At 37.5% G+C, this 22,484-nt stretch carries 22 protein-coding genes; 15 read left to right on the plus strand and 7 right to left on the minus strand.

The window, feature by feature from the left end:
* Positions 1-154: 154 nt before the first annotated feature.
* The 5 genes from hinT to A6E03_RS13160 all read left to right on the plus strand — a co-directional run bounded on the left by hinT (position 155) and on the right by A6E03_RS13160 (position 3,500).
* Entirely contained in the window at positions 155-505 is a 351-nt protein-coding gene (gene hinT, locus A6E03_RS13140) for a purine nucleoside phosphoramidase (protein WP_065591728.1), read from the plus strand.
* A 65-nt stretch (positions 506-570) separates the two neighbouring features.
* Positions 571-1,968, plus strand: coding sequence for a COG3014 family protein (locus A6E03_RS13145; protein WP_065601025.1), 1,398 nt, complete (start codon positions 571-573; stop codon positions 1,966-1,968).
* Positions 1,968-2,357: a YcfL family protein gene (locus A6E03_RS13150; RefSeq protein ID WP_065591730.1), complete on the plus strand. Its 390-nt coding sequence runs from the start codon at positions 1,968-1,970 to the stop codon at positions 2,355-2,357. The genes A6E03_RS13145 and A6E03_RS13150 overlap by 1 nt, the downstream gene beginning before the upstream one ends.
* A 58-nt stretch (positions 2,358-2,415) precedes the next feature.
* A complete protein-coding gene (gene lpoB / locus A6E03_RS13155) occupies positions 2,416-3,006 on the plus strand; it encodes a penicillin-binding protein activator LpoB (RefSeq protein ID WP_065591731.1) in 591 nt (196 codons plus the stop codon).
* Positions 3,007-3,161: 155 nt separating this feature from the next.
* A complete protein-coding gene (locus A6E03_RS13160; RefSeq protein WP_065591732.1) occupies positions 3,162-3,500 on the plus strand; it encodes a YggL family protein in 339 nt (112 codons plus the stop codon).
* A gap of 85 nt (positions 3,501-3,585) precedes the next feature.
* Here the strand turns inward: A6E03_RS13160 and A6E03_RS13165 are convergent, their stop codons facing one another.
* Complete coding sequence (locus tag A6E03_RS13165; protein WP_065591733.1) at positions 3,586-4,329, minus strand: class I SAM-dependent methyltransferase; 744 nt, start codon at positions 4,327-4,329, stop codon at positions 3,586-3,588.
* Positions 4,330-4,610: 281 nt separating this feature from the next.
* On the opposite strand from A6E03_RS13165, the gene A6E03_RS13170 reads away from it, so the two are divergent.
* From A6E03_RS13170 to A6E03_RS13190, 5 genes are all read left to right on the plus strand, one after another.
* A complete protein-coding gene (locus A6E03_RS13170) occupies positions 4,611-5,447 on the plus strand; it encodes a phosphotransferase (RefSeq protein ID WP_065601026.1) in 837 nt (278 codons plus the stop codon).
* A gap of 119 nt (positions 5,448-5,566) precedes the next feature.
* A complete protein-coding gene (gene ycfP, locus A6E03_RS13175; protein ID WP_065591735.1) occupies positions 5,567-6,118 on the plus strand; it encodes an alpha/beta hydrolase YcfP in 552 nt (183 codons plus the stop codon).
* 381 nt (positions 6,119-6,499) lie between these two features.
* Positions 6,500-7,789 (plus strand): NAD(P)/FAD-dependent oxidoreductase, encoded by a 1,290-nt coding sequence (locus A6E03_RS13180; RefSeq protein ID WP_065591736.1) that lies wholly within the window; start codon positions 6,500-6,502, stop codon positions 7,787-7,789.
* Between the two features lie 173 nt (positions 7,790-7,962).
* Complete coding sequence (locus A6E03_RS13185; RefSeq protein ID WP_065591737.1) at positions 7,963-9,267, plus strand: DEAD/DEAH box helicase; 1,305 nt, start codon at positions 7,963-7,965, stop codon at positions 9,265-9,267.
* A gap of 9 nt (positions 9,268-9,276) precedes the next feature.
* Entirely contained in the window at positions 9,277-9,726 is a 450-nt protein-coding gene (locus A6E03_RS13190; RefSeq protein WP_065601027.1) for an exoribonuclease R, read from the plus strand.
* 135 nt (positions 9,727-9,861) lie between these two features.
* Here A6E03_RS13190 and A6E03_RS13195 read toward each other — a convergent pair whose 3' ends face one another.
* The 3 genes from A6E03_RS13195 to A6E03_RS13205 form a co-directional block, all read right to left on the minus strand.
* Positions 9,862-11,328, minus strand: coding sequence for a carbon starvation protein A (locus A6E03_RS13195; protein ID WP_065591739.1), 1,467 nt, complete (start codon positions 11,326-11,328; stop codon positions 9,862-9,864).
* Between the two features lie 181 nt (positions 11,329-11,509).
* Positions 11,510-12,226, minus strand: a complete 717-nt coding sequence (gene btsR / locus A6E03_RS13200) for a two-component system response regulator BtsR (protein ID WP_065591740.1) — start codon at positions 12,224-12,226, stop codon at positions 11,510-11,512.
* Positions 12,219-13,901, minus strand: a complete 1,683-nt coding sequence (locus A6E03_RS13205) for a sensor histidine kinase (protein WP_065591741.1) — start codon at positions 13,899-13,901, stop codon at positions 12,219-12,221. Before A6E03_RS13205 ends, btsR begins: the two co-directional genes overlap by 8 nt.
* 245 nt (positions 13,902-14,146) lie before the next feature.
* Between A6E03_RS13205 and A6E03_RS13210 the strand changes: the two genes are divergently transcribed.
* A complete protein-coding gene (locus tag A6E03_RS13210) occupies positions 14,147-14,737 on the plus strand; it encodes a GPR1/FUN34/YaaH family transporter (protein WP_065591742.1) in 591 nt (196 codons plus the stop codon).
* Positions 14,738-14,812: 75 nt separating this feature from the next.
* Here the strand turns inward: A6E03_RS13210 and A6E03_RS19875 are convergent, their stop codons facing one another.
* Positions 14,813-14,974, minus strand: coding sequence for a heat-shock protein HtpX (locus A6E03_RS19875; protein WP_083190273.1), 162 nt, complete (start codon positions 14,972-14,974; stop codon positions 14,813-14,815).
* A 306-nt stretch (positions 14,975-15,280) separates the two neighbouring features.
* Between A6E03_RS19875 and htpX the strand changes: the two genes are divergently transcribed.
* Both htpX and A6E03_RS13220 read left to right on the plus strand, forming a co-directional pair.
* Positions 15,281-16,156: a protease HtpX gene (htpX, locus tag A6E03_RS13215; protein ID WP_065591743.1), complete on the plus strand. Its 876-nt coding sequence runs from the start codon at positions 15,281-15,283 to the stop codon at positions 16,154-16,156.
* A gap of 141 nt (positions 16,157-16,297) precedes the next feature.
* Entirely contained in the window at positions 16,298-16,792 is a 495-nt protein-coding gene (locus A6E03_RS13220) for a DUF1456 family protein (protein WP_065601028.1), read from the plus strand.
* A gap of 181 nt (positions 16,793-16,973) precedes the next feature.
* Here A6E03_RS13220 and A6E03_RS13225 read toward each other — a convergent pair whose 3' ends face one another.
* Both A6E03_RS13225 and A6E03_RS13230 read right to left on the minus strand, forming a co-directional pair.
* Positions 16,974-17,486: a hypothetical protein gene (locus A6E03_RS13225; protein WP_065591745.1), complete on the minus strand. Its 513-nt coding sequence runs from the start codon at positions 17,484-17,486 to the stop codon at positions 16,974-16,976.
* Positions 17,487-17,600: 114 nt separating this feature from the next.
* Positions 17,601-18,884: a dicarboxylate/amino acid:cation symporter gene (locus A6E03_RS13230; RefSeq protein ID WP_065601029.1), complete on the minus strand. Its 1,284-nt coding sequence runs from the start codon at positions 18,882-18,884 to the stop codon at positions 17,601-17,603.
* A gap of 392 nt (positions 18,885-19,276) precedes the next feature.
* Here A6E03_RS13230 and A6E03_RS13235 point away from each other — a divergent pair, with 392 nt between their 5' ends.
* On the plus strand, positions 19,277-20,686 hold the full coding sequence (locus tag A6E03_RS13235; RefSeq protein WP_065601030.1) for an amidohydrolase: 1,410 nt from the start codon (positions 19,277-19,279) through the stop codon (positions 20,684-20,686).
* Between the two features lie 142 nt (positions 20,687-20,828).
* Positions 20,829-22,370, plus strand: coding sequence for a murein L,D-transpeptidase (locus A6E03_RS13240; RefSeq protein ID WP_065591830.1), 1,542 nt, complete (start codon positions 20,829-20,831; stop codon positions 22,368-22,370).
* The last annotated feature ends 114 nt before the right edge of the window (positions 22,371-22,484 follow it).

Genomic DNA, 22,484 nt, shown 5'->3' on the forward strand with positions numbered 1-22,484 from the left:
AGGAGAGGTGACTCTCATTTTTTTAAGGGTTTTTTATATAAAGAGAATGAGTTTGTCGTGAAGTTATGATTCAAGTGATTGTTTTCGAGAAAATTGTGACGCATACTAGGGCTAATGGAAAATAAAAAAAACTGTGTTTTATTGGAGATGAGTCATGGCTGAAGAAACTATTTTTAGCAAAATTATTCGTAAAGAAATCCCTGCGGATGTTGTTTATCAAGATGATTTAGTTACAGCGTTTCGTGATATTAATCCACGCGCACCAAGTCACATATTAATTATTCCAAATAAACTTATCCCAACGACTAATGATGTAGAAGTTGAAGATGAATTGATCATGGGGCGTCTGTTTACAGCAGCTAAGAAAATAGCAATAGAAGAAGGCATTGCAGAAGAAGGTTATCGTTTGATTGTAAATTGTAATCCTCATGGCGGCCAAGAAGTGTATCATATTCATATGCACCTTGTGGGCGGGCGTCCACTGGGGCCAATGCTATTAAGTTAATAGATCTCAAATAAGGCTCCCCTGTAGTGGAGCCTTATTTTTTTAACTGAGAGTTTTCTATTTTAATGACATCGATATTGAAAAAATCCATTGTACTTTCGTTTACCTTGTTATTATCAGGGTGTGCAAACCTGTCTGTTGGTAATTTATTTAGCCATTACTCTGCCCAGACGGATGATACTTATCAGTTGGTAAAAAATGGCGATGCCAAGCAAGCATACAGTGAAGAGGCTCCTGAAGTCGGAGGCCCCATTCTTGATAATCTAGAGCGTGGTCGAGTTGCTTTATTGAGTGAGCAATACGCAGAAAGTAAAGCGGATTTTGAGGGGGCAGAACAAGCGGCCAGAATACAAAGTGACCAAGCTGTTATCTCTGTTTCAGATTCTGCAAACCAAGTTGGTTCTTTAGTGACTAACGATAATTTAATTGATTATAAACCAGCGGATTATGAGTTGGGTTATTTGCATCTTTATCTTTCATTAAATTATTTAAAAAATAATGATTTGGAAGGCGCTTTGATTGAGGTTAGAAAGGCAAACTACATTCAAGAACAAGCGAAGAAAGATAGAGAGAAAGAGTTACGATCTGCCGAGAAAGAAGCAAAGAAACAAGGTGTGGATGCGAACGTTGGTGCGATTTTAGCTAATTACCCAGATGTAGGGGATCAATTGGCAGCGGTTCAAAACGGCTACTTATTCTATTATTCTGGTTTATTGTTTGAAACCAATCGTAACTATAATGATGCATACATTGACTATAAGCGAGCATTGGCTGTCGCCCCAAATAATAAAACAGTAATTGAATCTGTTCAGCGTTTGGCTCGTCGACTTGGTATGCGCAATGATATCAAAATACTAGAGAAGAAATATGGTACTTATCAAGTACCAAGTCGCTCTGAAAGCCGTGTCATCATCATTGATGAGCAAGGTATTTTGCCTCAGCTTTCTGATTGGCGATTACGATTACCGATGTGGGACAGTCAAGGTAATTTTGTCCAATATAATTTAGCTTTACCATATTACAAAAAAATAAATCGAGATGTTTTTCCGCCTCTAAAAGTAAACAATAAAACGTTAATCTCAGATGAACTTGCCGATGTTACTTTGATGGCTAAAAATGATCTGAATGAGCGTATACCTGCTATGGTTATTCGACAGGCACTACGTGTTGTTGCTAAAGATGAATTGCGTAAAACATCAAGAAATAGCAAAGAAGAAGATTTGGCTAATGCTGTACTCACTATATTTAACTCGTTAACAGAACAACCAGACACACGTAGTTGGCAAACGTTGCCATCCATTATCAGTGTGACGAGTATGGATGTTAAAGCGGGTAATAATAAGATTCAATATCTAGGGAATGAACTAGACTTTACAATTAAAGAAGGTCATACCGTTGTAGTCTGGGTATCAAGGCAAGGAAACGCCGTCACATGGTGGCATAAACAATTAGGAGAAATATAATGAAAAAATGGCTTATCGTTTTGCTACTACCGTTGGCATTAGCAGCTTGTAGTTCAAGTCAAACTGCCGGTATTAGTGTTGATAGCAGTACTCAAAAAGTACTTTTTGGCGATAATGTACTTGGCAGCCGTTTATCTGTAGAGCAAATCAGTACTCAAGATAACAATGGCTTGGTCCGTGGTATCGTGTCAGTGACAAGTAAATTCACTGGGGACCAACAGCTTCAATATCGCTTTTATTGGTATGACGCTCAAGGTTTAGAAGTTAATGGGTCGGATTCACCTTGGCGTACGTTTATTGTTCGTGGTTTAGATACGATGAGTATTCAAGGCGTAGCAATGAAACCAGAGGCAACTCAATTCCGTGTTCAAATTCGTACACTGGAATAATATCTTTCTATATATTGGTATTATTTGAGATAAAACATTCACTAGAGGTAAATGAAAAATGAATAAAAGTGTTATTGCGTTATTAAGCTTAGCTGTATTACTCGGTGGCTGTTCTAACAAGGTAAGTTACGGCGATGCTCAAGCAGTTGAAACGACAACGGTAGATTTTGGTTCAACAGACCTACAGAAAATTGCGGGTGAAATGACAGAAAGTATGTTGTCTTCTGGTGCTGTTGCTCAAATTACTCAAGGTAATCGTCCAATTGTTTTTGTTGAAAGCATTAAAAACAAAACAAGTGAACATATTGATACAGAATCAGTGACTGATTCTATCAGTACTAAATTACTTAATTCGGGTAAATTCCGTTTCGTTGATATGGATCGTGTAGAAGCGGTTCGTTCACAACTAGATTTCCAAAACAATGATGAATTAGTAAATCAAAATACGGCGATTCAATTTGGTAAAATGGTCGGTGCTCAGTACATGCTTTATGGCAACCTTTCTAGCATCGTAAAAAATGCAGGTAGCGACAAAGATGTTTACTATAAAATGACAATGCGTCTAATGGATTTAGAAACTGGCTTAATCGAATGGGCTGATGAAACAGAAATCCGTAAGCAACAAGAGAAAAGTTTATTAGGTTGGTAATCACCCAAATCTAATTGAAATAAGAAAAGCCAGAGTAGGAAGCTACTCTGGCTTTTTTGTAGGTGAAAACTTATTTATTTTCTTTCAATCAACGCTTGGGAAAAGCGAAGGAAAGGAGTATAACTAAGGGTAGATAAATCAAAGAGAGAAATACTATGAAACCGAACAAATTAGAGAATAAAAACCGCCGTATTCGTAAAAAATTGTACCTAGGCGAGTTTGCGCTTCTTGGTTTTGAAGTAAGCTGTACGACTGAATTTAAAGATTTTGACCAGTATGATGTATTCGTAGACGAGTTTATTGATTACATCAACAGCATTGATTTATGTTTCTGCGGTGGTGGTCTTGAGTTATTTGAAGGTTTTGTATGCTCAACTGAGCGTTACCGTTCAGCAACAGCAGAAGAGCAGCTATTGGTTGCTAATTGGTTAGACAGCCGTGCAGAAGTAAGCAAAGTAGAGATCAGCGAATTAGTTGACGCTAACTACTTATAATTTTGTATTGCAGATATTTTGCATCAGAATATAAATGAAAAATCCGCCCTTAGTTGGCGGATTTTTTGTATTCAATACGTACAGATTATTTTTTTACACAGACAACGATAGCGTTACCTGAATCTTTATTTAACGGAGTGATCTTTTCATAATCATGTTCAAATAAATGAACGTCAAAATACGGTTCTAACAGTGTTTTTAGCTGGTCAAAATCTACCGCCACCATTGGGTGTTTATCATCCCAAATTTCAGTTACACCATTTGTCGTTTTCTCAATTTTCAGAAGCAGATGTTGGCTATCACCTTGCCCACAATAATTCCAACCTGATTGAAACGTAAATTGACTGCCTTCATGTTCCGCAGGGTGCTTTACAAATGAGCGGTTATCAATCTTATTTCTCGCTACCGAGTTAAAACAAAATACACCATCTGAGTTTAATGCGGCATGAACGCTTGCAATACACTCTGCTAGCTTTTCAATATTTGCATTGTAATGAATTGAATAAAGAAAGCAGGTGATTAAATCCAAAGGTTCATCAACGGTAAAATTACTCATATCATGCAAAATAAATTCGGCATCAGGGTTTCGGAGTTTTGCAAGATCAAGCATAGGTTGGTTAATGTCTAAGCCTTTTGCTTGATATCCGTAATTAATAAAATGTTTAACGTGCGGCCCTGTGCCACAAGCTAAATCAAGATAATCTCTTCCATGATTACCAAAGATTTGATGTATACGACGAACAAAATTACTTTGCTCTTGATAGTCGATATCAGCGCACATTAAATCGTAATAGCCAGATAAATCAGTATATAAAGCGTTAGAGGACATCTCTCGATCCTAAATAACACCAGTCTACTTTAAGTGTTTGATTAACCGCTTATTTGGATAGGTATGTAATAAGTGCGTCAAATGAGAAACAGTATAATAGTTAATCCCGAAGAGACACGTAGGGCGCGGATAGTAATCGAAAAAATTAAATTTGAATAGATATAATTAATAAGAATGTAAAATCAATTTATAATGCAAATTTGAGACGAAATGAAACGAAATTTTTGATTGTGATAGACTGACGCAACGCTATGTTATTAATGAGTTTTATAGGGTAAACAATGGAAATGGATTTTACAGGTTTTAGATTAAACATAAATAAAGTGTCATTACTTTCTGGTGGGTTAACTAATGCCTGTTTAAAAGTGGAAGCGCAAGAAGGAACGTTTGTTTGGCGACCAGTGTCAGAACAAGCCACATTACTCGGTGCAGATAGAAATAAAGAGCGTGAGATTTTAACCGTATTATACGACTGCCCATTCGCACCAAGAGTGCATAACTTCAATGAGCATGGCCTATTAGTTGAATGGTTTGAGGGGGAGGTGATTGCTCTTGACGCTGCACAAGACGTCGCAGTGGATTTATTAGTAAAAGTACATCAACTTCCACTCGATGCGTTTGAACGTTCAATGAAGCAAGATGTGATGAGTGTAAAGTCACGTATCTTGGATTATTGGTCATCATTGTTGCCAGAAAATCAGACAGAAGAAATGCAAGCCTACATTGATTACTTTTCACAAAGAGAAGATCGTGCTTTGTTTTCTACCTGTCTATGCCATAACGATATTGGTGCTTATAACATAATAAAAACAACAAATGGGTATGGTTTGATTGATTGGGAGTTTGCATCAATGGGGGATCCAAGCCAAGACTTAACTTTAATGATTGTTGCAAACCAGTTTGATATTGATGAGGTTATTCATGGTTACTGCTTACAGCGTGGTTTTGATGAGGCAGAATGGAAGAGAGCAGTAAAACATTGGACTCCATGGGTTTGTTTTATGGGGTCTTTATGGTTTTCGTTAGGGCATCAATTACTTAAAGATGCCAGTTATCAAGAGTTAGCTGAGCGAGAAATGATAAAATTAAAAGGATTGCTACCACTTAATTTTAAATAACCTAGGGTAGATCACTGTTCTCATTATTGTTAACGTTAAGAGCTTTAAAACCTTAATTTTCATGGTAGATTAAATTAACTTATTATGGAAAATTCTTATTCAAGAAACAGGGGGAATACATGATTATTTATCTTCACGGCTTCGACTCAACAAGCCCTGGTAATCATGAGAAAGTGAGACAACTTCAGTTTATCGACGAAGATGTCCGTTTCATTAATTACAGTACTTTGCATCCTAAGCATGATATGCAGCACTTATTAAAAGAAGTGTATAAGGTGATTGAGCAAGCGGGTGATCCAAACCCTATTATTTGTGGTGTTGGTCTTGGTGGCTTTTGGGCTGAACGTATTGGATTCTTATGTGGGATACGTCAGGTTATGTTTAACCCGAACCTACATCCAGAAGTTAATATGGAAGGTCGAATTGATCGTCCTGAAGAATATGCAGATATTGCGACTAAGTGTGTAGAGAAATTCCGTCAGAAAAATAAAGAACATTGTCTCTGTATTTTGTCTAAGAATGATGAAATTCGAGATAACAAAGGCAGTGCGGCTGAACTTTCTCCTTATTACCAAATTATTTGGGATGAAAATGAGAGCCATAAGTTTCAGAAAATCTCTCAGCACTTACAAGCAATGAAAGTATTCAAAGAGGCTGAAACGTTAATTTAACGTTTTTTTGTAAATGCAATTTAAGAATAAAAACCAGTCGTAACATAATAAAAACCTCACAATACTGTGAGGTTTCTTGATCTAAACCAAAGAAATTACTCCTCGTTACAAAATAAAACAAACTACCTATTTATTTTACACATCAAAAGAAATCTTCTGCATAACATCTATATCTGCTTGATAACATCCGAAAGCGCGGGATATAATGCAAAAAATAACGAAAAGAAGCATAAATTGCTCAATATTGCCTAACGTGAAGGCTGTTCCTCAAGACTTGCTATTTTTCTTACTCATTGGGAGTGTAGAAGCGTGGTAAGCACATATTTTTTGATCCGATAAACTCGGGTCAATCCCCGTTTTACTTTTTAGAGGAAGATTGTAATGACTAAGATTGTTATTGTTGGTGGTGGAGCTGGTGGTTTAGAGCTTGCTACTAAATTTGGTCGTACACTGGGTCGTAAAGGTCGTGCTGAGGTTGTACTGGTTGACCGCAAAACTAGCCATTTATGGAAACCATTGTTACATGAAGTAGCAACAGGTTCTTTAGATGAAGGTGTTGATGCTATCAGCTATCGCGCACATGCAAAAAATCACTCTTTTGATTTTCAAATGGGAAGCTTGTGCGATATTAATCGTGAACGTAAATTTATTACTTTAGCTGAAATTAATGACGAACACGGTGAACTAATTATTCCTACACGAGAAATCGAATACGATTATTTGATCCTTGCTATTGGTTCAACATCGAATGATTTCAATACTCCAGGTGTTCGTGAAAATTGTATTTTTCTTGATAGCCCTGAGCAAGCGCATCGTTTCCGTACTGAAATGAATAATCAGTTCTTAAAATTGCACGCTCACCCAACTCAAAAAACCGTTGATATCGCAATTGTTGGTGCTGGTGCAACGGGTGTAGAATTGTCGGCTGAACTTCACAACGCAGTTAAAGAGTTACGTTCATACGGTTTTGGTGATTTAGATTCAAGTAAATTGAATGTAAGTTTAGTGGAAGCGGGGGAGCGTATTCTTCCAGCTCTTCCTCCTCGCATATCGGCTTCTGCACACAGTGAACTGACAAAGCTTGGTGTTAATGTTCGTACCGCTACGATGGTAACAAAGGCCGATTCTGAAGGTTTACATACTAAAGATGGTGACGTTATTCCGGCACAAATTATGGTATGGGCTGCGGGCATTAAAGCGCCTGATTTTATGAAAGAGATCGCAGGTCTTGAAACAAATAGAATCAATCAATTGGTAGTTAAACCGACATTACAAACCACGCGTGATGATTGTATTTTTGTTATTGGTGATTTGGCGTCATGCCAACAAGAAGACGGTAGTTTTGTTCCGCCTCGTGCTCAGTCGGCTCATCAAATGGCAAGCCATGCATTCAAAAATATCGTTGCTAAGATGACTAATCGCGATATGAAGCCCTATATTTATAAAGACCATGGTTCTTTAGTGTCATTAAGTAACTTCTCAACCGTTGGCAGCTTAATGGGTAACTTAACTAAAGGCTCAATGATGATTGAAGGTCGTATTGCACGAGTTGTGTATATTTCACTTTATCGTATGCACCAAGTGGCATTGCATGGTGTCTTTAAAACAGCACTTATCATGCTTGTTGGTCGTATCAACCGAGTGTTACGTCCAAATTTAAAACTTCATTAATAACGTCGTTTTAAAAGAAAATAAATTAAAAGGCAGAAATACTTTGGTGTTTCTGCCTTTTTTCACGATTGAATAATAAATAATGTGCGCTAACTCACCATAAATCATTTATAATGCGCGGCTAAATTATATATTACAGAATACATAGACTGTTCGCTTAAGGAATCCACTTTATGTCATTTTCATCTCAAGGTTTTGCACCTGAAGTCGTAAAAGCATTAACTGAATGTGGTTATCAGAAATTAACTCCAATCCAGCAAAAGGCAATTCCTTTAGCACGTAAAGGTCATGATATTCTTGCGAATGCTCAAACCGGTACTGGTAAAACCGCCGCGTTTGCATTACCTGTTATTCAACGATTACTTGATTCTAAAAAATCGGCAACACGCCGCTCAGCTCGTGCTTTAATTTTGGCTCCAACTCGTGAATTAGCAGAGCAAATTGCGGTAAATATTGCTTCTTATACGAAGTACACATCATTATCTGTGGCTGCTGTATTTGGTGGTAAAAAAATGTCATCTCAAGAGAGAGCATTAGACCCAGGTGTTGATATCTTAGTAGCGACTCCTGGTCGTCTTCAAGAACACATCGAAGAAGGCAATATATCAATCGCTAACCTTGAATTTTTAGTATTCGATGAAGCTGACCGTATGCTAGATATGGGTTTTGTTAATGCTATCCGTAATATCATGATGGAGGTGAACTCTGCACCTCAAATCATGTTGTTCTCGGCGACGTCTTCAGCACAAATGAACAAATTAGCGAGTGATATTCTACGTAGACCAAAACGTGTATCGGTTGATCGTGAAAATATGACAGCATCAACGATTTCTCACGTTGTTTACCCTGTAGATGAAGAGCGTAAAACGGAATTACTATCAGAATTGATTGGCCGTAAAAACTGGCAACAAGTTCTGGTATTTGTAAACTACAAAGAAACGGCAAATAACATCGTTAAAGAGCTTAAGCTTGATGGAATTAAAGCGGTTATTTGTCATGGTGATAAAGCTCAAAGTGCTCGTCGCCGTGCATTAGAAGAGTTTAAAGAAGGTAAAGCTCGCGTAATGGTAGCGACAGATGTTGCTGCTCGTGGTCTTGATATTGCTGACCTTCCTCACGTTATTAACTATGATATGCCTTTCTTAGCTGAAGATTATGTTCACCGTATTGGTCGTACTGGCCGTGCTGGTAAAAAAGGTCATGCGATCTCTTTTGTTAGCCGTGAAGAAGAGCTAACGGTAGTTCAAGTTGAAACGCTAATTCAACAACGTATTCACCGTGTAGAACAACCGGGTTATGAGCCTAAGAGCCGTGATGCATACATAGAAAAAGTGAATACTAAAGTAGGATTTAAAGATCGTAAAGGTCGTACGAATAATGCGACCAACGCGAACGTAGATCAATCATCTGCTGAGCGCCGTATGCGTCTGAAAAATGCAATTCAGAAGAAAGCCGGCATTACTAAGCTTAAGAAATAGGATTACAGAATGGAACGTGATTATACTTTTTCTTGTTTAGTAACTATGCCACGTCATGACCTTGAAGAATTCAGTCATCGCGTAATTAGTCGTATGGTTCCTGAAGAGACAATAAAAGAAATATTTACTTTTGAACAAGAAGAAACAGCAGATCAAGATCGTATGCAAACGGCTCAATTAGATGCCATGCTTCGTCTGGCTGCCGTTGCTCTTGGTGAAGTGACTCACGCATTTTCTGACTCTGACAATTCACAACAAAATAGTCTTCGTATGATGCGTCTTGTTTTGTGGCATGCTTATGCAATGTTATTTAATCTAGAAGAAGCAGTTTCGTTAGAAGAGCATTGTGAATTAGTTGAGCAAATCTTGGCGAAACCACCAGCGGATGCGTTGAACTGGTTACCGATTTTATCAAAATTGTTGAGTGATTATGCCGCAATAGCCGCTAAGCAAAAGTAACGGCTTACAGAAAAATAAATTATAAAAACGCCAGTGGTTACACTGGCGTTTTTTTATGCCTAACTAAAAAAACCGAATCACAAGAAGTGATCCGGTTTGAGTCTAAAGTTATAGGGGGAAGGTTATAACATTAGTTTAAGACTGAAGACTTTCTTCTTCTGAATCAATCTCGCCTTTTCCTTTTGACTTAACAATGACTAAACCTGCAATAACAAACGAAGAAACAACGCCAGTAATGGTTGATAGTGTCATTGGTAGACCGAAGCCAAGTTGATGATTACTTAAAATAAACGTAATACAAACACTTGTCATAAAGATAGCAGGGACAGTACTTACCCAATGCAGTTTATTGTGACGAAGTAGGTAAGCTGAGGCTGTCCATAACATCATTACTGCGGTTGTTTGGTTAGCAAAACCGAAGTAGCGCCAGATAATACCGAAGTCAACTTGAGTTAAAACAGCACCAAGAACGAATAATGGAAGCGCCATTAATAGGCGGTTACGAAGCGTTTTTTGTTCCATGTTGAAATATTCAGCAAGGATTAAACGGCTTGAGCGGAATGCAGTGTCACCAGACGTAATTGGTAGAATAACCACACCTAAGAACGCTAAGATGCCGCCAAAGGTACCTAAAAGGCCAAATGATGATGCATAAACCACGTTACCAGGACCGCCGTTTGCTACTGCTGCTTGAAGTGCTTCAATACCATCAAAGAAAGACAGAGCGATCGCACACCAGATAAGAGCGATAATACCTTCACCAATCATTGCTCCATAGAATACGAAGCGACCATTTTTTTCATTTTCCATACAGCGCGCCATCAATGGTGATTGCGTAGCGTGGAAACCTGAAATGGCACCGCAAGCGATAGTAATAAATAGAGCGGGCCATAATGGTAAATCGTTCGGGTTCATGTTGGTAAACATTTCACTTGGTTCATAACTACCAAGTACTGAATGGTCACTTGATAATGCAATGGCAGAAATTAAGCCAACGGACATGAAGATGAGTAACGCGCCAAATAATGGGTAAAAACGTCCAATGATTTTATCAACAGGAACAATCGTGGCTAAAATGTAGTAACCAAAAATGATAACTACCATTGATGTCATCGTGACACCTAAATCAAATTGGTCATTCAGCAGGTTAGTTAGCATACTTGCTGGAGCGGATACAAATACGACACCAACAAGAAGCAATAGAACAATCGCAAACACGTTCATGAAGTGTTTGGCGCCATTGCCTAAATATTTGCCTGTAATGGTAGGAACAGAAGCTCCTCCATTACGAATGGACAGCATGCCTGAAAAGTAATCGTGTACTGCACCTGCAAAAATACAACCAAGAACAATCCATAACATAGCTGCAGGGCCGTAAAGGGCACCCATGATTGGGCCAAAAATTGGGCCGACACCTGCAATGTTTAAAAGTTGAACTAGGTAGACTCGTGGTGTAGACATTGGAACAAAGTCAACGCCATCTGTTTTTGTGTAAGCGGGGGTTTTGCGATCTTCTTTAATACCGAAAATCTTTTCAATAAATGCGCCGTAGATAAAGTAGCCACCAATCAGTGCTGCAACGCAAGTTAGAAACCAAACCATAATTCATTCCTTGTAAAGTTGTCTAATGTAATAAGTAAATTAATATGTTGGGTATCATACTGATGGGCGTAAAGAATTCACGCCCCAAAAAGGTGAGTGGTGGTACTGAGAGGTTAAGCGGTACTATTTAATGTTAAGCGGTTTTAAACGATATTAAGCCGTTATCGTTAATGAAATGTCGCTAATGTTGAATACCAAGACGTTCTTTGATTTCCTTTAAGTAACGACGGCTGACTTGAGCGACATGACCGCTTTGCGTCACAATATCACTGGTTCCATTTTCGTGCAGTTTAATCTCTCGAATAAAATGAGGATTGATTAAAAATTGACGATGACAGCGGATTAAGGGTGTTTTTTCTTCTAACATTTTTAATGTTAATTGCGTACAAGCTTTTTCTGTTTTTGTCAGTAGCTGGACACCTGAAGCTTGAATGCTTGCCACTTCAAGATCTTGTGCGGGTAAAAGAAGGATTCTATTGTGTCCTGAGCAAGGGATAAGCTCGATTTCCGTTTGTGCGATAGGTGATAAATCTTGTTTGGTTTCTGCGGCTAATAATCGCTTTACTGTTTTTTTAAGACGACAAGGGTCGATGGGTTTTAAAAGGTAATCAAACGCATTATCGTCAAAGGCTTTTATGGCAAATTCATCATAAGCCGTGACAAAAACAACATTGGGCATCGTATCAGGATCTAACATACTGATAAGGTCCATCCCTGTGATCTTCGGCATTTGAATATCCAGAAAGACAACATCGGGTTTGAGTAGGTTAATTTGTTTTAAACCATCAATGGCATTACCACATTCTGCAATAACCTTAATGTGACCAATTTCATTCAATTGTTCGATTAATTCTTCACGAGCAAATAATTCGTCGTCAATGACAATGGCTTTAAGCATGAATAATACTCTCTAGTGGTAAATAAATAGTGGCTTTTGTTTGTTGGTTCTCGATGCAGGACATTGTTAACCCAAAGGCATCACCAAATTGATTTTTTAAACGTTTATCTACGATGGCAGTACCTAACCCATCATTACTTTCTTGTTCTACATATAAACCAGCATTATCGATAACTTCTAAAATGACGTGATCATGAGAGAGGTAGGCCTTAATGGTAATGTTTCCCTCTTCAAACATATTAGAGGTTCCGTGTTTAATGGCATTCTCGACAAGAGGCTGCAATGTAAACGTAGGGAGTATTAATGAATATAAACGTTCATCAATATCCATTTTTACAGTTAATCGATCCGCAAAGCGTGCTAATTCTATTTCTAAGTAAGATTGTACGTGATGCAACTCTTCTTTTAAGGTGACTTGCTCAAAGTTCTGCTTTAAATTGCGGCGAAAAAATTGAGAAAGGTGTTGAATGAGCTCTCTGGCTCGATTTGGGTCTCGACGGATCACAGCACTGATTGTGTTTAATGCATTAAATAAAAAGTGGGGGTTTACTTGAGCTTGCAATAAACGTAATTCAGCTTGAGTTAATAAGGTTTGTTGTTGTAAATATCGACCCGCTAAAATTTGGTTAGACAACAACTTTGCAATACCTTCACCTAAGGTGAGGTTGATATAGGAAAATAGCTTTCGTTTTGGTTCATAGAGTTTAATGGTACCAATCACTTCATTATTTACACCTATTAATGGAATAACCAGAGCTGAACCAAGTTTACACTTATCATCAATAGAACATTGATAAGGAAATTCATCACCATCAATATACATTACTTTGCTCTGTGTTATTGCTTCTCTTGTGTAATCCGAAGCGATAGGAGTTCCAGGTAAATGGTGATTATCTCCAATACCAATAAAGGCTAATATCTTTTCTTTATCTGTAATTGAAACCGCACCAACGCCCGTTTCTTCATAAATTATTTTTGCAATTTGTTCACTGTTTTCTTGGTTAAACCCTTGGCTTAATATTCCAACAGAGCGTTGGGCAATATTCAGAGCTTTATTTGAAAAAGCAGCAGAATACTTTTCATAAATAGTTTTTCTATCTTGGATGATGCTCATGAATAAGGCAGCACCGATAGAGTTGGCAACGGTCATAGGTAAAATAATAGAAGACACGAGAACATAAGCTTGATCAAAGGGTTTAGCAACAATAAGAATGATGGTCATTTGCAGTAATTCAGCAATAAAAGCAATCATCAGGACAGTCCTTGGTCGAAATAATTGTTCTATTTTGTTCTTTCTTACAAAATACAAATGAAACAAACCACCAAGTAAGCCCTCCGCCGTAGTCGAAATAGCACAAGCGAGATCGGTGAATCCTCCCATTGAGTAGCGATGTAATCCTCCTGTTAACCCAACAAAGAAACCAACTAAAGGCCCCCCAAGAACGCCTCCCATTACCGCACCAATTGCTCGAGTGTTGGCTATTGCATCTTGAATAGCAAGACCAAAATAAGTGCCTAAAATACAGAAGCCAGAAAATATGATGTAGCAGAGGAATCGATGGCTCCACCGACCAGAAATGGTGGTAATAGGCAAAAATAAGGGAGTTTTACTTAATAGGTAGGCGAGCACGAGGTAAACGCTTAATTGTTGCAATAGGGAAAAGACCAGTTCCATGGAGACTCTCTATAAATGAAGCAAGATAAAGTAGTGTAATGGTAAATCTATAGAGAGTCTAAAAGATAAGTTATGGTTGAAAGATTTATTGTTATCAATAAGTAAATAGGAGAGTAATTGTGATAGTTATAAAAATGGAATGTAAGATTTCATAATTGGTAGTTGTGATATTTCGTACTCGTAAATAGAATGCGCGTCGTTCTAAACACTTTTTTAATCATTACACTTTTTTTTGAGGCTTCGGCATGTCAAACAAACTTGCAAATCCAGCACCATTAGGCCTAATGGCTTTTGGTATGACAACTGTGCTACTAAACCTACATAATGCGGGTTTCTTTCCTTTAAATACTGCGATCTTATCGATGGGTATTTTTTACGGTGGTCTTGCGCAAGTAATTGCAGGCATCATGGAGTATAAAAAAGGTAACACATTTGGTACAACAGCGTTTACTTCTTATGGTTTCTTCTGGTTATCTCTTGTTGGTTTAATCATTATGCCAGAAATGGGCCTAGGTCAAGCGACGTCAGCAGAATTTATGGGTTGGTATTTAGCAATGTGGGGCGTATTAACGTTCTTCTTATTCTTAGGTACATTTAACTACCCACGCGCTAAACAAGTAGTATTCGGTAGCTTAACTATTCTATTCGCATTGCTTTCAGCTCGCGATTTCACAGGTAGCGTATTTATCGGCCACATGGCGGGTTACGTTGGTCTATTCTGTGGTTTCAGTGCAATGTACTTCTCTATGGCTCAAGTAATTAACGGTGAATACGGTCGTACTGTTTTACCTGTTGGTGAAATGAAAGCGAAAGAAGCAGCAACAGTTACTGCATAAACATCGATTTATAAAATAATAAAAGGCAGCTTACTAATAATTAGTAAGCTGCCTTTTTTATGTATGCTGCTTTTATTAACGATATAAATTCATCAACGCTTCTTGAGTATCTGCAATCTGACTTTCAATATGAGTTTGTGACTCAATACCTAACTGTTCCTTTGCTTCTTCTTTTGATAACCCTAAGTGACAGCAAAGCATATCAATAGCCATTAAGTAAGTCTGTTGTTCTGCCATGTTCTATCCTTGATATATTCATTCGTAATTACTCTTGATTCACAAAGTAAAATGAATCACTTACTTTGGCAATACGACCAAAGTCTAAGGGGCAATTTTTATCTAGAGTTCAAGTAAAGTTGAACTGAAAAAGAATAGAAAGATGAATAGTTAAAAGAAAGTGTATCAAAGTACGTCAAACCCTTGTATTTATGGGAAATGACATTATCTTATGCGTATACCTATTAAACGTGCTAGATACGTTTAATGCCTACTCAAAAAAATAAAATCAATGAGTAGAATGAAATTATCAATTGGAGAAAATAAATGAAGCGTATTGCGCTGTTTTTAGCAACAAACTTAGCGGTAATGATCGTATTCAGTATTGTACTGAATATCGTTTATTCGGTTACGGGGATCCAACAGGGTAGTCTATCTGGTCTACTGGTTATGGCGGTATTATTTGGTTTTGGTGGTTCGTTAGTTTCTTTAATGATGTCAAAATCAATGGCATTACGCTCGGTTGGTGGGGAAGTGATTGAGCAACCACGTAATGAAACAGAACATTGGCTGATGGAAACGGTATCTCGTCAAGCACAACAAGTGGGCATTGGCATGCCAACGGTTGCTATTTACGATTCACCAGACATGAATGCATTTGCAACAGGTGCTAAGCGTGACGATTCATTAGTCGCAGTATCAACGGGTTTATTGCATAACATGACGCGTGATGAAGCTGAAGCGGTATTAGCTCATGAAGTGAGCCACATTGCGAATGGCGATATGATAACAATGACGTTAATGCAAGGTGTTGTGAATACCTTCGTTATTTTCTTGTCTCGTATGATTGCAAACGCGGTAAGTGGCTTTACGTCAAGCGATGAAGAAGGTGAGGGTGAAGGCGGTAGTTTCATGACTTATTTCATCGTTTCTACTATTCTTGAAATTGCATTTGGTTTCTTAGCAAGCTTCTTAACGATGTGGTTTAGTCGTCATCGTGAATTCCATGCTGATGCAGGTGCTGCACAGTTGGTTGGTAAAGAGAAAATGATCGCGGCATTAGAGCGCTTACGTACGGGACAAGAGTCTCAACTAGAAGGTTCTATGATGGCTTTTGGTATTAATGGTAAGCACACGTTAATGGAATTATTAATGAGTCACCCACCATTAGACAAGCGTATTAATGCATTGCGTCAAATGTAATTAAGAAAGATTATAAGTAATTCAATAAACCCGGGGTAATTCTCGGGTTTTTTATGTTTGGAGATCACATAAATCTTTTACCTATGGGCATTAAGAGTTATAGTCTGCCCCTAATTCAAATTAAGACATTTAGGATCTACCTTGACTAATAACGACGTTCTACGACGCATTCGCTATACTTTTGATTTTGACGATACAAAAATGATCGCACTGTTTGGCGCTGCTGATCTTAAAGTAACTCGTGAAGAAGTATGTAACTGGTTAAAAGCGGATGACGATAAAGACTATAAGAGTTGTCAAGATGTTCAATTAGCAACGTTTCTAAATGGTTTCATTAATGACCGTCGTGGTAAGCGTGAAGGCGATCAACCAACGCCTGAGCAAAAACTAACGAATAACATTATTCTTAAAAAATTACAGATTGCTTTGAATTTGAAAGCGGATGAAGTATTAGACTTAATGAAGTTAGTAAACTTCCGTCTAAGCAAGCACGAACTTAGTGCATTTTTCCGTAAAGCAGATCACAAACATTACCGCATTTGTAAAGATCAAGTTCTACGTAACTTTTTACAAGGCGTTCAATTTGATTTACGTGGTGAAGTAACTGAAGAAGAAAACGAAAGCGAAAGCGAGTAAGTATTTCTTTTTTCACCATAATAAAAAACCACGATTATCATCTAATGAGTCGTGGTTTTTTTATATTTGTTGTGTATACCAATCGTAGTAAATAACTGCTCATCCTAGCGGGTTAAAATGCTTGATAACAGCGTTGAAATTTTTGATTGGTATTAATATCGTAAATAGCGCTGTTATTAAGTTAGAAACTCCATTGCATGCTCATAACGAGAATGCCTGGAAGAATAAATCCCGCCTCTACACCAAAGTAATCAGTTAGATTATATTGTGCTGCGTGGTAGATATAAGGTGCAAAACCGACGCCAAATTTCTCTTTTGAGGTTTTATAAATTCCGCCATCACCACAGTTTTCAAACGCATCAACAAAGAACTCACCCGCATAAGAGTAAACCCCTTTTATGACTACGTTATCACTTATTTGATACCAATCTTTTCGCACACCAATTAGCATACAACGATTAGCTTGGCTATTTAAAAAAGTACCTAACATAAAGCTGTAATCTGAATCTTCAGAAAATTTACGCTCTATGGAAAAGTACTCATTACCAAAGTATTGATGAGAGTCAGGATCGTAAGGTACCAAGTGATAGAGGAATGAACCTGTATTCATGGAATAAAGAGAAAGGGATTCGGCATTACTTTTAAAAGGTGATAGAAAAAGAAAAAGTAAAGCGGTAAAAAAATAAGGCTTCATAGCTCAAAAGATGTGAAAAAAATGTAGATGCATTATAAATGCTTTATGTCTGAATATAAAGAGAGGGCATGGGTAGCTCTCTCTTTTATATTGATATTAATGCTAAATATAGAGCTAGCCGTTTACTTTTTCAGTAAATACTTCCTCTTCTGTAACCTCTACCTTACCTATCTCACCTTCAGAGGTCGCAACGATAGTATTTACCGCGGTATCACCAACTACATTTGAAGAGGTGCAGAACATATCATTGATACGGTCAACAGCAGCTACGATAGCAAGCCCTTCAGGTGGAAGACCGAGTTGGTGCAAGATTACACCGACCATAACAACACCGCCACCAGGGACGCCACCCGCACCAATTGAGAGTAATAAAATAGTGAATCCTAAGGTAAAAAGATCCGCGGTATTGATGGGTTGACCAAAAGCATTTGCAACAAAGATAGCAGCAAGTGCAATGTAAATGGATACGCCTGACATATTCATCGTTGCCCCTAATGGAACCCCAAAACCTGCGACAGATTTAGAAACATTGAGCTTCTCAGTTAAGGTACGCATTGTTACGGGGATCGTAGCATTTGAACTTGCAGTCGAAAGCGAAAATAAAATCTGTTCACGTACTGCTCGTAAAAATGTTTTTTGGGAAATGCCTGTTGTTAGGCCAACCATGATTGGATAGAAAACAAAAATCCAGAAAACAAGCATTGAAACAACAAGAGCCACGTAACCTGCAACCGACATTAAGGTATTTGCATCTAACGTCGCACCTAATTGAATCATGAGAGCAAAAACACCATAAGGAGCAAGGCTCATCACTAGGCTAATTAGCTTCATCATGATTTCATTAGCAACTTTAAATGTTTTAATCGCGGGTCCACCACGGTGATCTAATGCTTGAATTGCAAGACCCGTTAAAATTGCCATAAAGATGATTTGTAGCATATTGCCACTAGCAAAAGCTTCTACTGGGTTACTAGGAACGATATTCGTAATTAATGAGAATATATCAGGAGTTTCAGTCGCTTTAAGCTCTATTGAGCCAGCCACTACGGTTCCTGCTAAATTCGCGCCAGCACCAGGTGCGAAAATCATTCCCACAGTTAATGCAGCAGCAATCGCAATGATGGTGTTAATAAGGTATAGAGCAAAAGTTTTTCCACCAAGGCGACCAAATGAAGCAATGTCTTTTAGTTCAACGATACCGCAAACGATAGAAACGTAAACTAGAGGAACAACGAGTAGCTTAATAAGTGAAACAAACATTCCACCAACGCCTTCAGCCGCACCTAAAAGAAACGAGTCAAAAAATGCGACACCATTAAACATATATTGAATGGCTGTACCGATTAATAGGCCAGCGAATAAACCTATAAAAATTCTACTTGAAAGTGACTTTTTCATAATGTACCTGTTCTTTAGAATATTATCCTCACTAATAGGTGAGAGCTATAATGTTTCTCTATTGATTGAGAAATCAGCAGAATGTTTACATATTGTTAATATAATTAAAAGGGTTAATAACGGGGGGTAGGTTTACGTATTTATAGATATATCACTTGTTGTCATTGGTGGCATTAACATTTTTAAACCATATAAACCAATCACTTAACAGGGTATCGTTTGCGGTCTATCATGTTGTTACATTGTATTAATGAGTCGTACTGGACTTCTCGAAATATGAACTTGATCACTACTTTGAATTAATGTCACATATACTTAATGACAATTATCTTGATAAAAATATATTAACGTATACCATCCCTGCGAATTCTTCTTACTTTTCGAGTTAGTCCATGTATTTAAAAAAGACCCTATTAGCCGTGGCAATTGCGGCAAATGCTTTTGTTACTTTTTCAACCCTTGCTGCTCAACAAGTTGATTTGTTGATTACAGATGCAACGTTATTAACCATGAATGAATCTAAACAAACATTCGAAAATGGCGTTGTTGCAATTAAAGGTAATAAAATTGTTGCAGTGGGTGACCAAAGCATCGCAAAAAACTACACGGCAAAAATAGTGTTGGATGTGGACGGAGACATTGTTTTACCCGGTTTAATCAACACGCATACCCATGCTTCAATGACGGTGTTTCGTTCATTAGGTGATGATGTTCCTGATCGTTTGCATCGTTATATTTTTCCTCTAGAGAAAAAACTAGTGTCACGCGATATGGTTCGCATTGGTGCTAACTTAGGTAATGTAGAGATGGTTAAGGGTGGGGTAACCACTTATGCGGATATGTATTATTTTGAAGATGAAGTTGCAAAGACCGTCGACAAAATTGGCATGCGCGCTATTTTAGGTGAAAGCGTTATTAAATTCCCAGTTGCCGATGCAGCAAATGCAGACGAGGGAATTCAGTACGCACTAAACTTTATCGAAGAATATAAAGATCATCCTCGTATCACACCAGCATTTGCTCCTCATGCTCCATATACAAATACAACGGAGACGCTACAAAAAATTGCAAAACTATCATTAGAGCTAGACGTTCCAGTAATGATCCACCTAGCTGAATCTCATCGTGAAGAAGAAGTGATCGCTGAGCGTGCAAACGGCATGTCTCCTGTTGAATACATGCATAGCATTGGTGCGCTAAATAAAAACCTTATTGGTGCACACATGATCCTTGTTGATGATAAAGACATTGAATTAGTAAAAGAATCAGACATGGGTGTTGCTCATAACATGAGCGCAAACATTAAATCAGCGAAAGGCGTTTCTCCAGCGCTTAAAATGTATGATGAAAATGTGCGTATTGGTTTAGGTACCGATGGTCCAATGTCAGGCAATACATTAAGTATCATTGATGAGTTTAACCAAGTTGCTAAAGTACATAAGCTAGTAAATAAAGACCGTGCGGCTATGCCTCCAATCAAGGTGATTGATATGGCAACAATGGGCGCAGCAAAAGCACTTCATATGGAAGATAAAATTGGTTCTATTGAAGTGGGTAAATTAGCGGATATCATTGTTGTTGATACTAAGGCACCCAATATGTTGCCGGTATATAACCCATATTCAGCATTGGTTTATTCTGCAAATTCAGGCAATGTTCGTCATACGATTGTTGATGGCAATATCTTAATGAAAGATCGTGAGATGCTGACGGTTGATGAAGAACAAATCAGACAAGAAGTCATTGAGTTTACAAAAATAGTACGTAAGACTGTTGTTGAAAGCGGTGAAGTTGTTCAATAATTATCTGATTTAAAGTGATTAATAATGTTAAGAGTCGATTTTTCGGCTCTTTTTTTTCGCCTCTAATTAATTGGCTGTAACTTGATATTCATTTATTGAAGACTAGTATCAAAGTAATAGCATGTTTTTATTAGGGGATTTCATGAACAGATTGAATGTTTTACTTACTACTTGTTTAGTGTGTGCGTCTTTTGGCGTGTATGCATCTAAGAGTGTAAAGAATCACATTGATGAATATGAATCTCAATTGTTTTATCCTGAAATAATTTCTGATTTTTATCCTAAATCCCAACTTAAATGGCAATTAGTTAAAGACAGAAAAGAATTAAAAAACCAATTAGGCTTACTTGTGTTAGCTGATGTGAATGATGATCTCCAAGAGAGATATGATCTTTTGCAAAACACACAAGGATTAGAATTTGATATTTTAGCGACAGATACGTTGTTATACCTTTCGGTATATAAAGAGTTGGTATCTAAACATGGAACTAAATGGTTATTTGGAGGGCGGTTAAATGGAAGTATTGGCCAACCATCAACTCTTGCTGTCGAGACGATGACTCAACACTTTGAAAAAAATAATTTATCTCAATTAGTCGTACAACTACAGCCACAGTCTGAACAGTATGAAGAATTATATGAGCAGTTATACTATTATTATGACCCAGATAATCAAGAATCACCTAAACTTTACACCTCTCGATTATTAAAACCAAATCTATTAATACCTTATAAATCACTGATTTATAGATTGATCGTGTCGGGTGATTTAAGTGAAGAACAGGCTGAATATTTCTTAAAAAAAGACAGTGATGTTTATAATGAAGAACTCGTTGTTGTGGTGAAAGCTTTTCAAAAAAGACATGGTTTAGTTGTCGATGGCATTATAGGAAAAAAAACACTTTATTGGCTAAACATGAGTTCGAATGAAAGAGTTCGGATTATGGCACTTAATATTCAACGATTACGTTTATGGGAAGAGAAGAGTAATCGATTTGTATTGGTAAACATACCGTCTTATGAAATGGGGTACTTTCAAGAAGGTGAATTAATTTTTAAAAGTAAAGTGATTGTAGGTAAACCAGCCAGAAGAACGCCTTTATTTACCACTAGATTAGATTCGATTGTCTTTAATCCAAAATGGAAAGTACCGACTAAGATCATGAGGGAAGATATATTACCTAAAGCATTTGATGATAAAGAGTATCTTACAGAGCATAATTTTGAAGTACTCCCGTCATGGTTAAGTAATAACGTAATACCTTTTGAAAATATTGAATGGGAAGGAATGACCGCAGATAACTTTCCATATAAATTAAGACAAAAGGCGGGAGGTTCGAATGCATTAGGTCGTTATAAATTTAATACGCCGAATAGAAATGCTATTTATTTACATGACACGCCAACAAGGTCATTGTTTAAAAAACAGCATAGAGCATATAGCTCAGGCTGTATTAGAGTAGAAAAAGCGTCAGAATTTGCTCAGCTATTAATGAAAGAATCTAATTTTACTGCGAAAGATTACACGAAATATCATCGATTACCAAAAACAAATACGGTAGGGCTATCACAAAAAATAGCGGTATATACTATTTATCAGACTTCGTGGATTGATGATAAAAATACCATTCAGTTTAGAAATGACATCTATAAATACGATGAATGGAGTAAGAGTAAAAATTGACCTATTTTTGACATAGGTTAAAACGTGACACAAACTCTTTGTTGTTCAATAAGTAAGCGCTTTTCTGGGGGTATAACCTTAATTATTCGCTTGTACAATATTTGACCATGCCAC

The organism is Aliivibrio sp. 1S128, assembly GCF_001691065.1.
Classification (GTDB): domain Bacteria; phylum Pseudomonadota; class Gammaproteobacteria; order Enterobacterales; family Vibrionaceae; genus Aliivibrio.

What these genes read in the sequence shown, in the direction of transcription:
- A6E03_RS13195 (WP_065591739.1), bottom strand. Translation starts at nt 11,328, where the DNA reads ATGGTTTGGTTTCTAACTTGCGTTGCAGCACTGATTGGTGGCTACTTT.
- ycfP (WP_065591735.1), top strand. Translation starts at nt 5,567, where the DNA reads ATGATTATTTATCTTCACGGCTTCGACTCAACAAGCCCTGGTAATCAT.
- A6E03_RS13150 (WP_065591730.1), top strand. Translation starts at nt 1,968, where the DNA reads ATGAAAAAATGGCTTATCGTTTTGCTACTACCGTTGGCATTAGCAGCT.
- A6E03_RS13170 (WP_065601026.1), top strand. Translation starts at nt 4,611, where the DNA reads ATGGAAATGGATTTTACAGGTTTTAGATTAAACATAAATAAAGTGTCA.
- A6E03_RS13160 (WP_065591732.1), top strand. Translation starts at nt 3,162, where the DNA reads ATGAAACCGAACAAATTAGAGAATAAAAACCGCCGTATTCGTAAAAAA.
- A6E03_RS13205 (WP_065591741.1), bottom strand. Translation starts at nt 13,901, where the DNA reads ATGGAACTGGTCTTTTCCCTATTGCAACAATTAAGCGTTTACCTCGTG.
- A6E03_RS19875 (WP_083190273.1), bottom strand. Translation starts at nt 14,974, where the DNA reads ATGGCAGAACAACAGACTTACTTAATGGCTATTGATATGCTTTGCTGT.
- btsR (WP_065591740.1), bottom strand. Translation starts at nt 12,226, where the DNA reads ATGCTTAAAGCCATTGTCATTGACGACGAATTATTTGCTCGTGAAGAA.
- lpoB (WP_065591731.1), top strand. Translation starts at nt 2,416, where the DNA reads ATGAATAAAAGTGTTATTGCGTTATTAAGCTTAGCTGTATTACTCGGT.
- A6E03_RS13230 (WP_065601029.1), bottom strand. Translation starts at nt 18,884, where the DNA reads ATGAAAAAGTCACTTTCAAGTAGAATTTTTATAGGTTTATTCGCTGGC.
- A6E03_RS13180 (WP_065591736.1), top strand. Translation starts at nt 6,500, where the DNA reads ATGACTAAGATTGTTATTGTTGGTGGTGGAGCTGGTGGTTTAGAGCTT.
- A6E03_RS13235 (WP_065601030.1), top strand. Translation starts at nt 19,277, where the DNA reads ATGTATTTAAAAAAGACCCTATTAGCCGTGGCAATTGCGGCAAATGCT.
- A6E03_RS13165 (WP_065591733.1), bottom strand. Translation starts at nt 4,329, where the DNA reads ATGTCCTCTAACGCTTTATATACTGATTTATCTGGCTATTACGATTTA.
- A6E03_RS13145 (WP_065601025.1), top strand. Translation starts at nt 571, where the DNA reads ATGACATCGATATTGAAAAAATCCATTGTACTTTCGTTTACCTTGTTA.
- A6E03_RS13225 (WP_065591745.1), bottom strand. Translation starts at nt 17,486, where the DNA reads ATGAAGCCTTATTTTTTTACCGCTTTACTTTTTCTTTTTCTATCACCT.
- A6E03_RS13185 (WP_065591737.1), top strand. Translation starts at nt 7,963, where the DNA reads ATGTCATTTTCATCTCAAGGTTTTGCACCTGAAGTCGTAAAAGCATTA.
- A6E03_RS13190 (WP_065601027.1), top strand. Translation starts at nt 9,277, where the DNA reads ATGGAACGTGATTATACTTTTTCTTGTTTAGTAACTATGCCACGTCAT.
- A6E03_RS13240 (WP_065591830.1), top strand. Translation starts at nt 20,829, where the DNA reads ATGAACAGATTGAATGTTTTACTTACTACTTGTTTAGTGTGTGCGTCT.
- hinT (WP_065591728.1), top strand. Translation starts at nt 155, where the DNA reads ATGGCTGAAGAAACTATTTTTAGCAAAATTATTCGTAAAGAAATCCCT.
- A6E03_RS13210 (WP_065591742.1), top strand. Translation starts at nt 14,147, where the DNA reads ATGTCAAACAAACTTGCAAATCCAGCACCATTAGGCCTAATGGCTTTT.
- htpX (WP_065591743.1), top strand. Translation starts at nt 15,281, where the DNA reads ATGAAGCGTATTGCGCTGTTTTTAGCAACAAACTTAGCGGTAATGATC.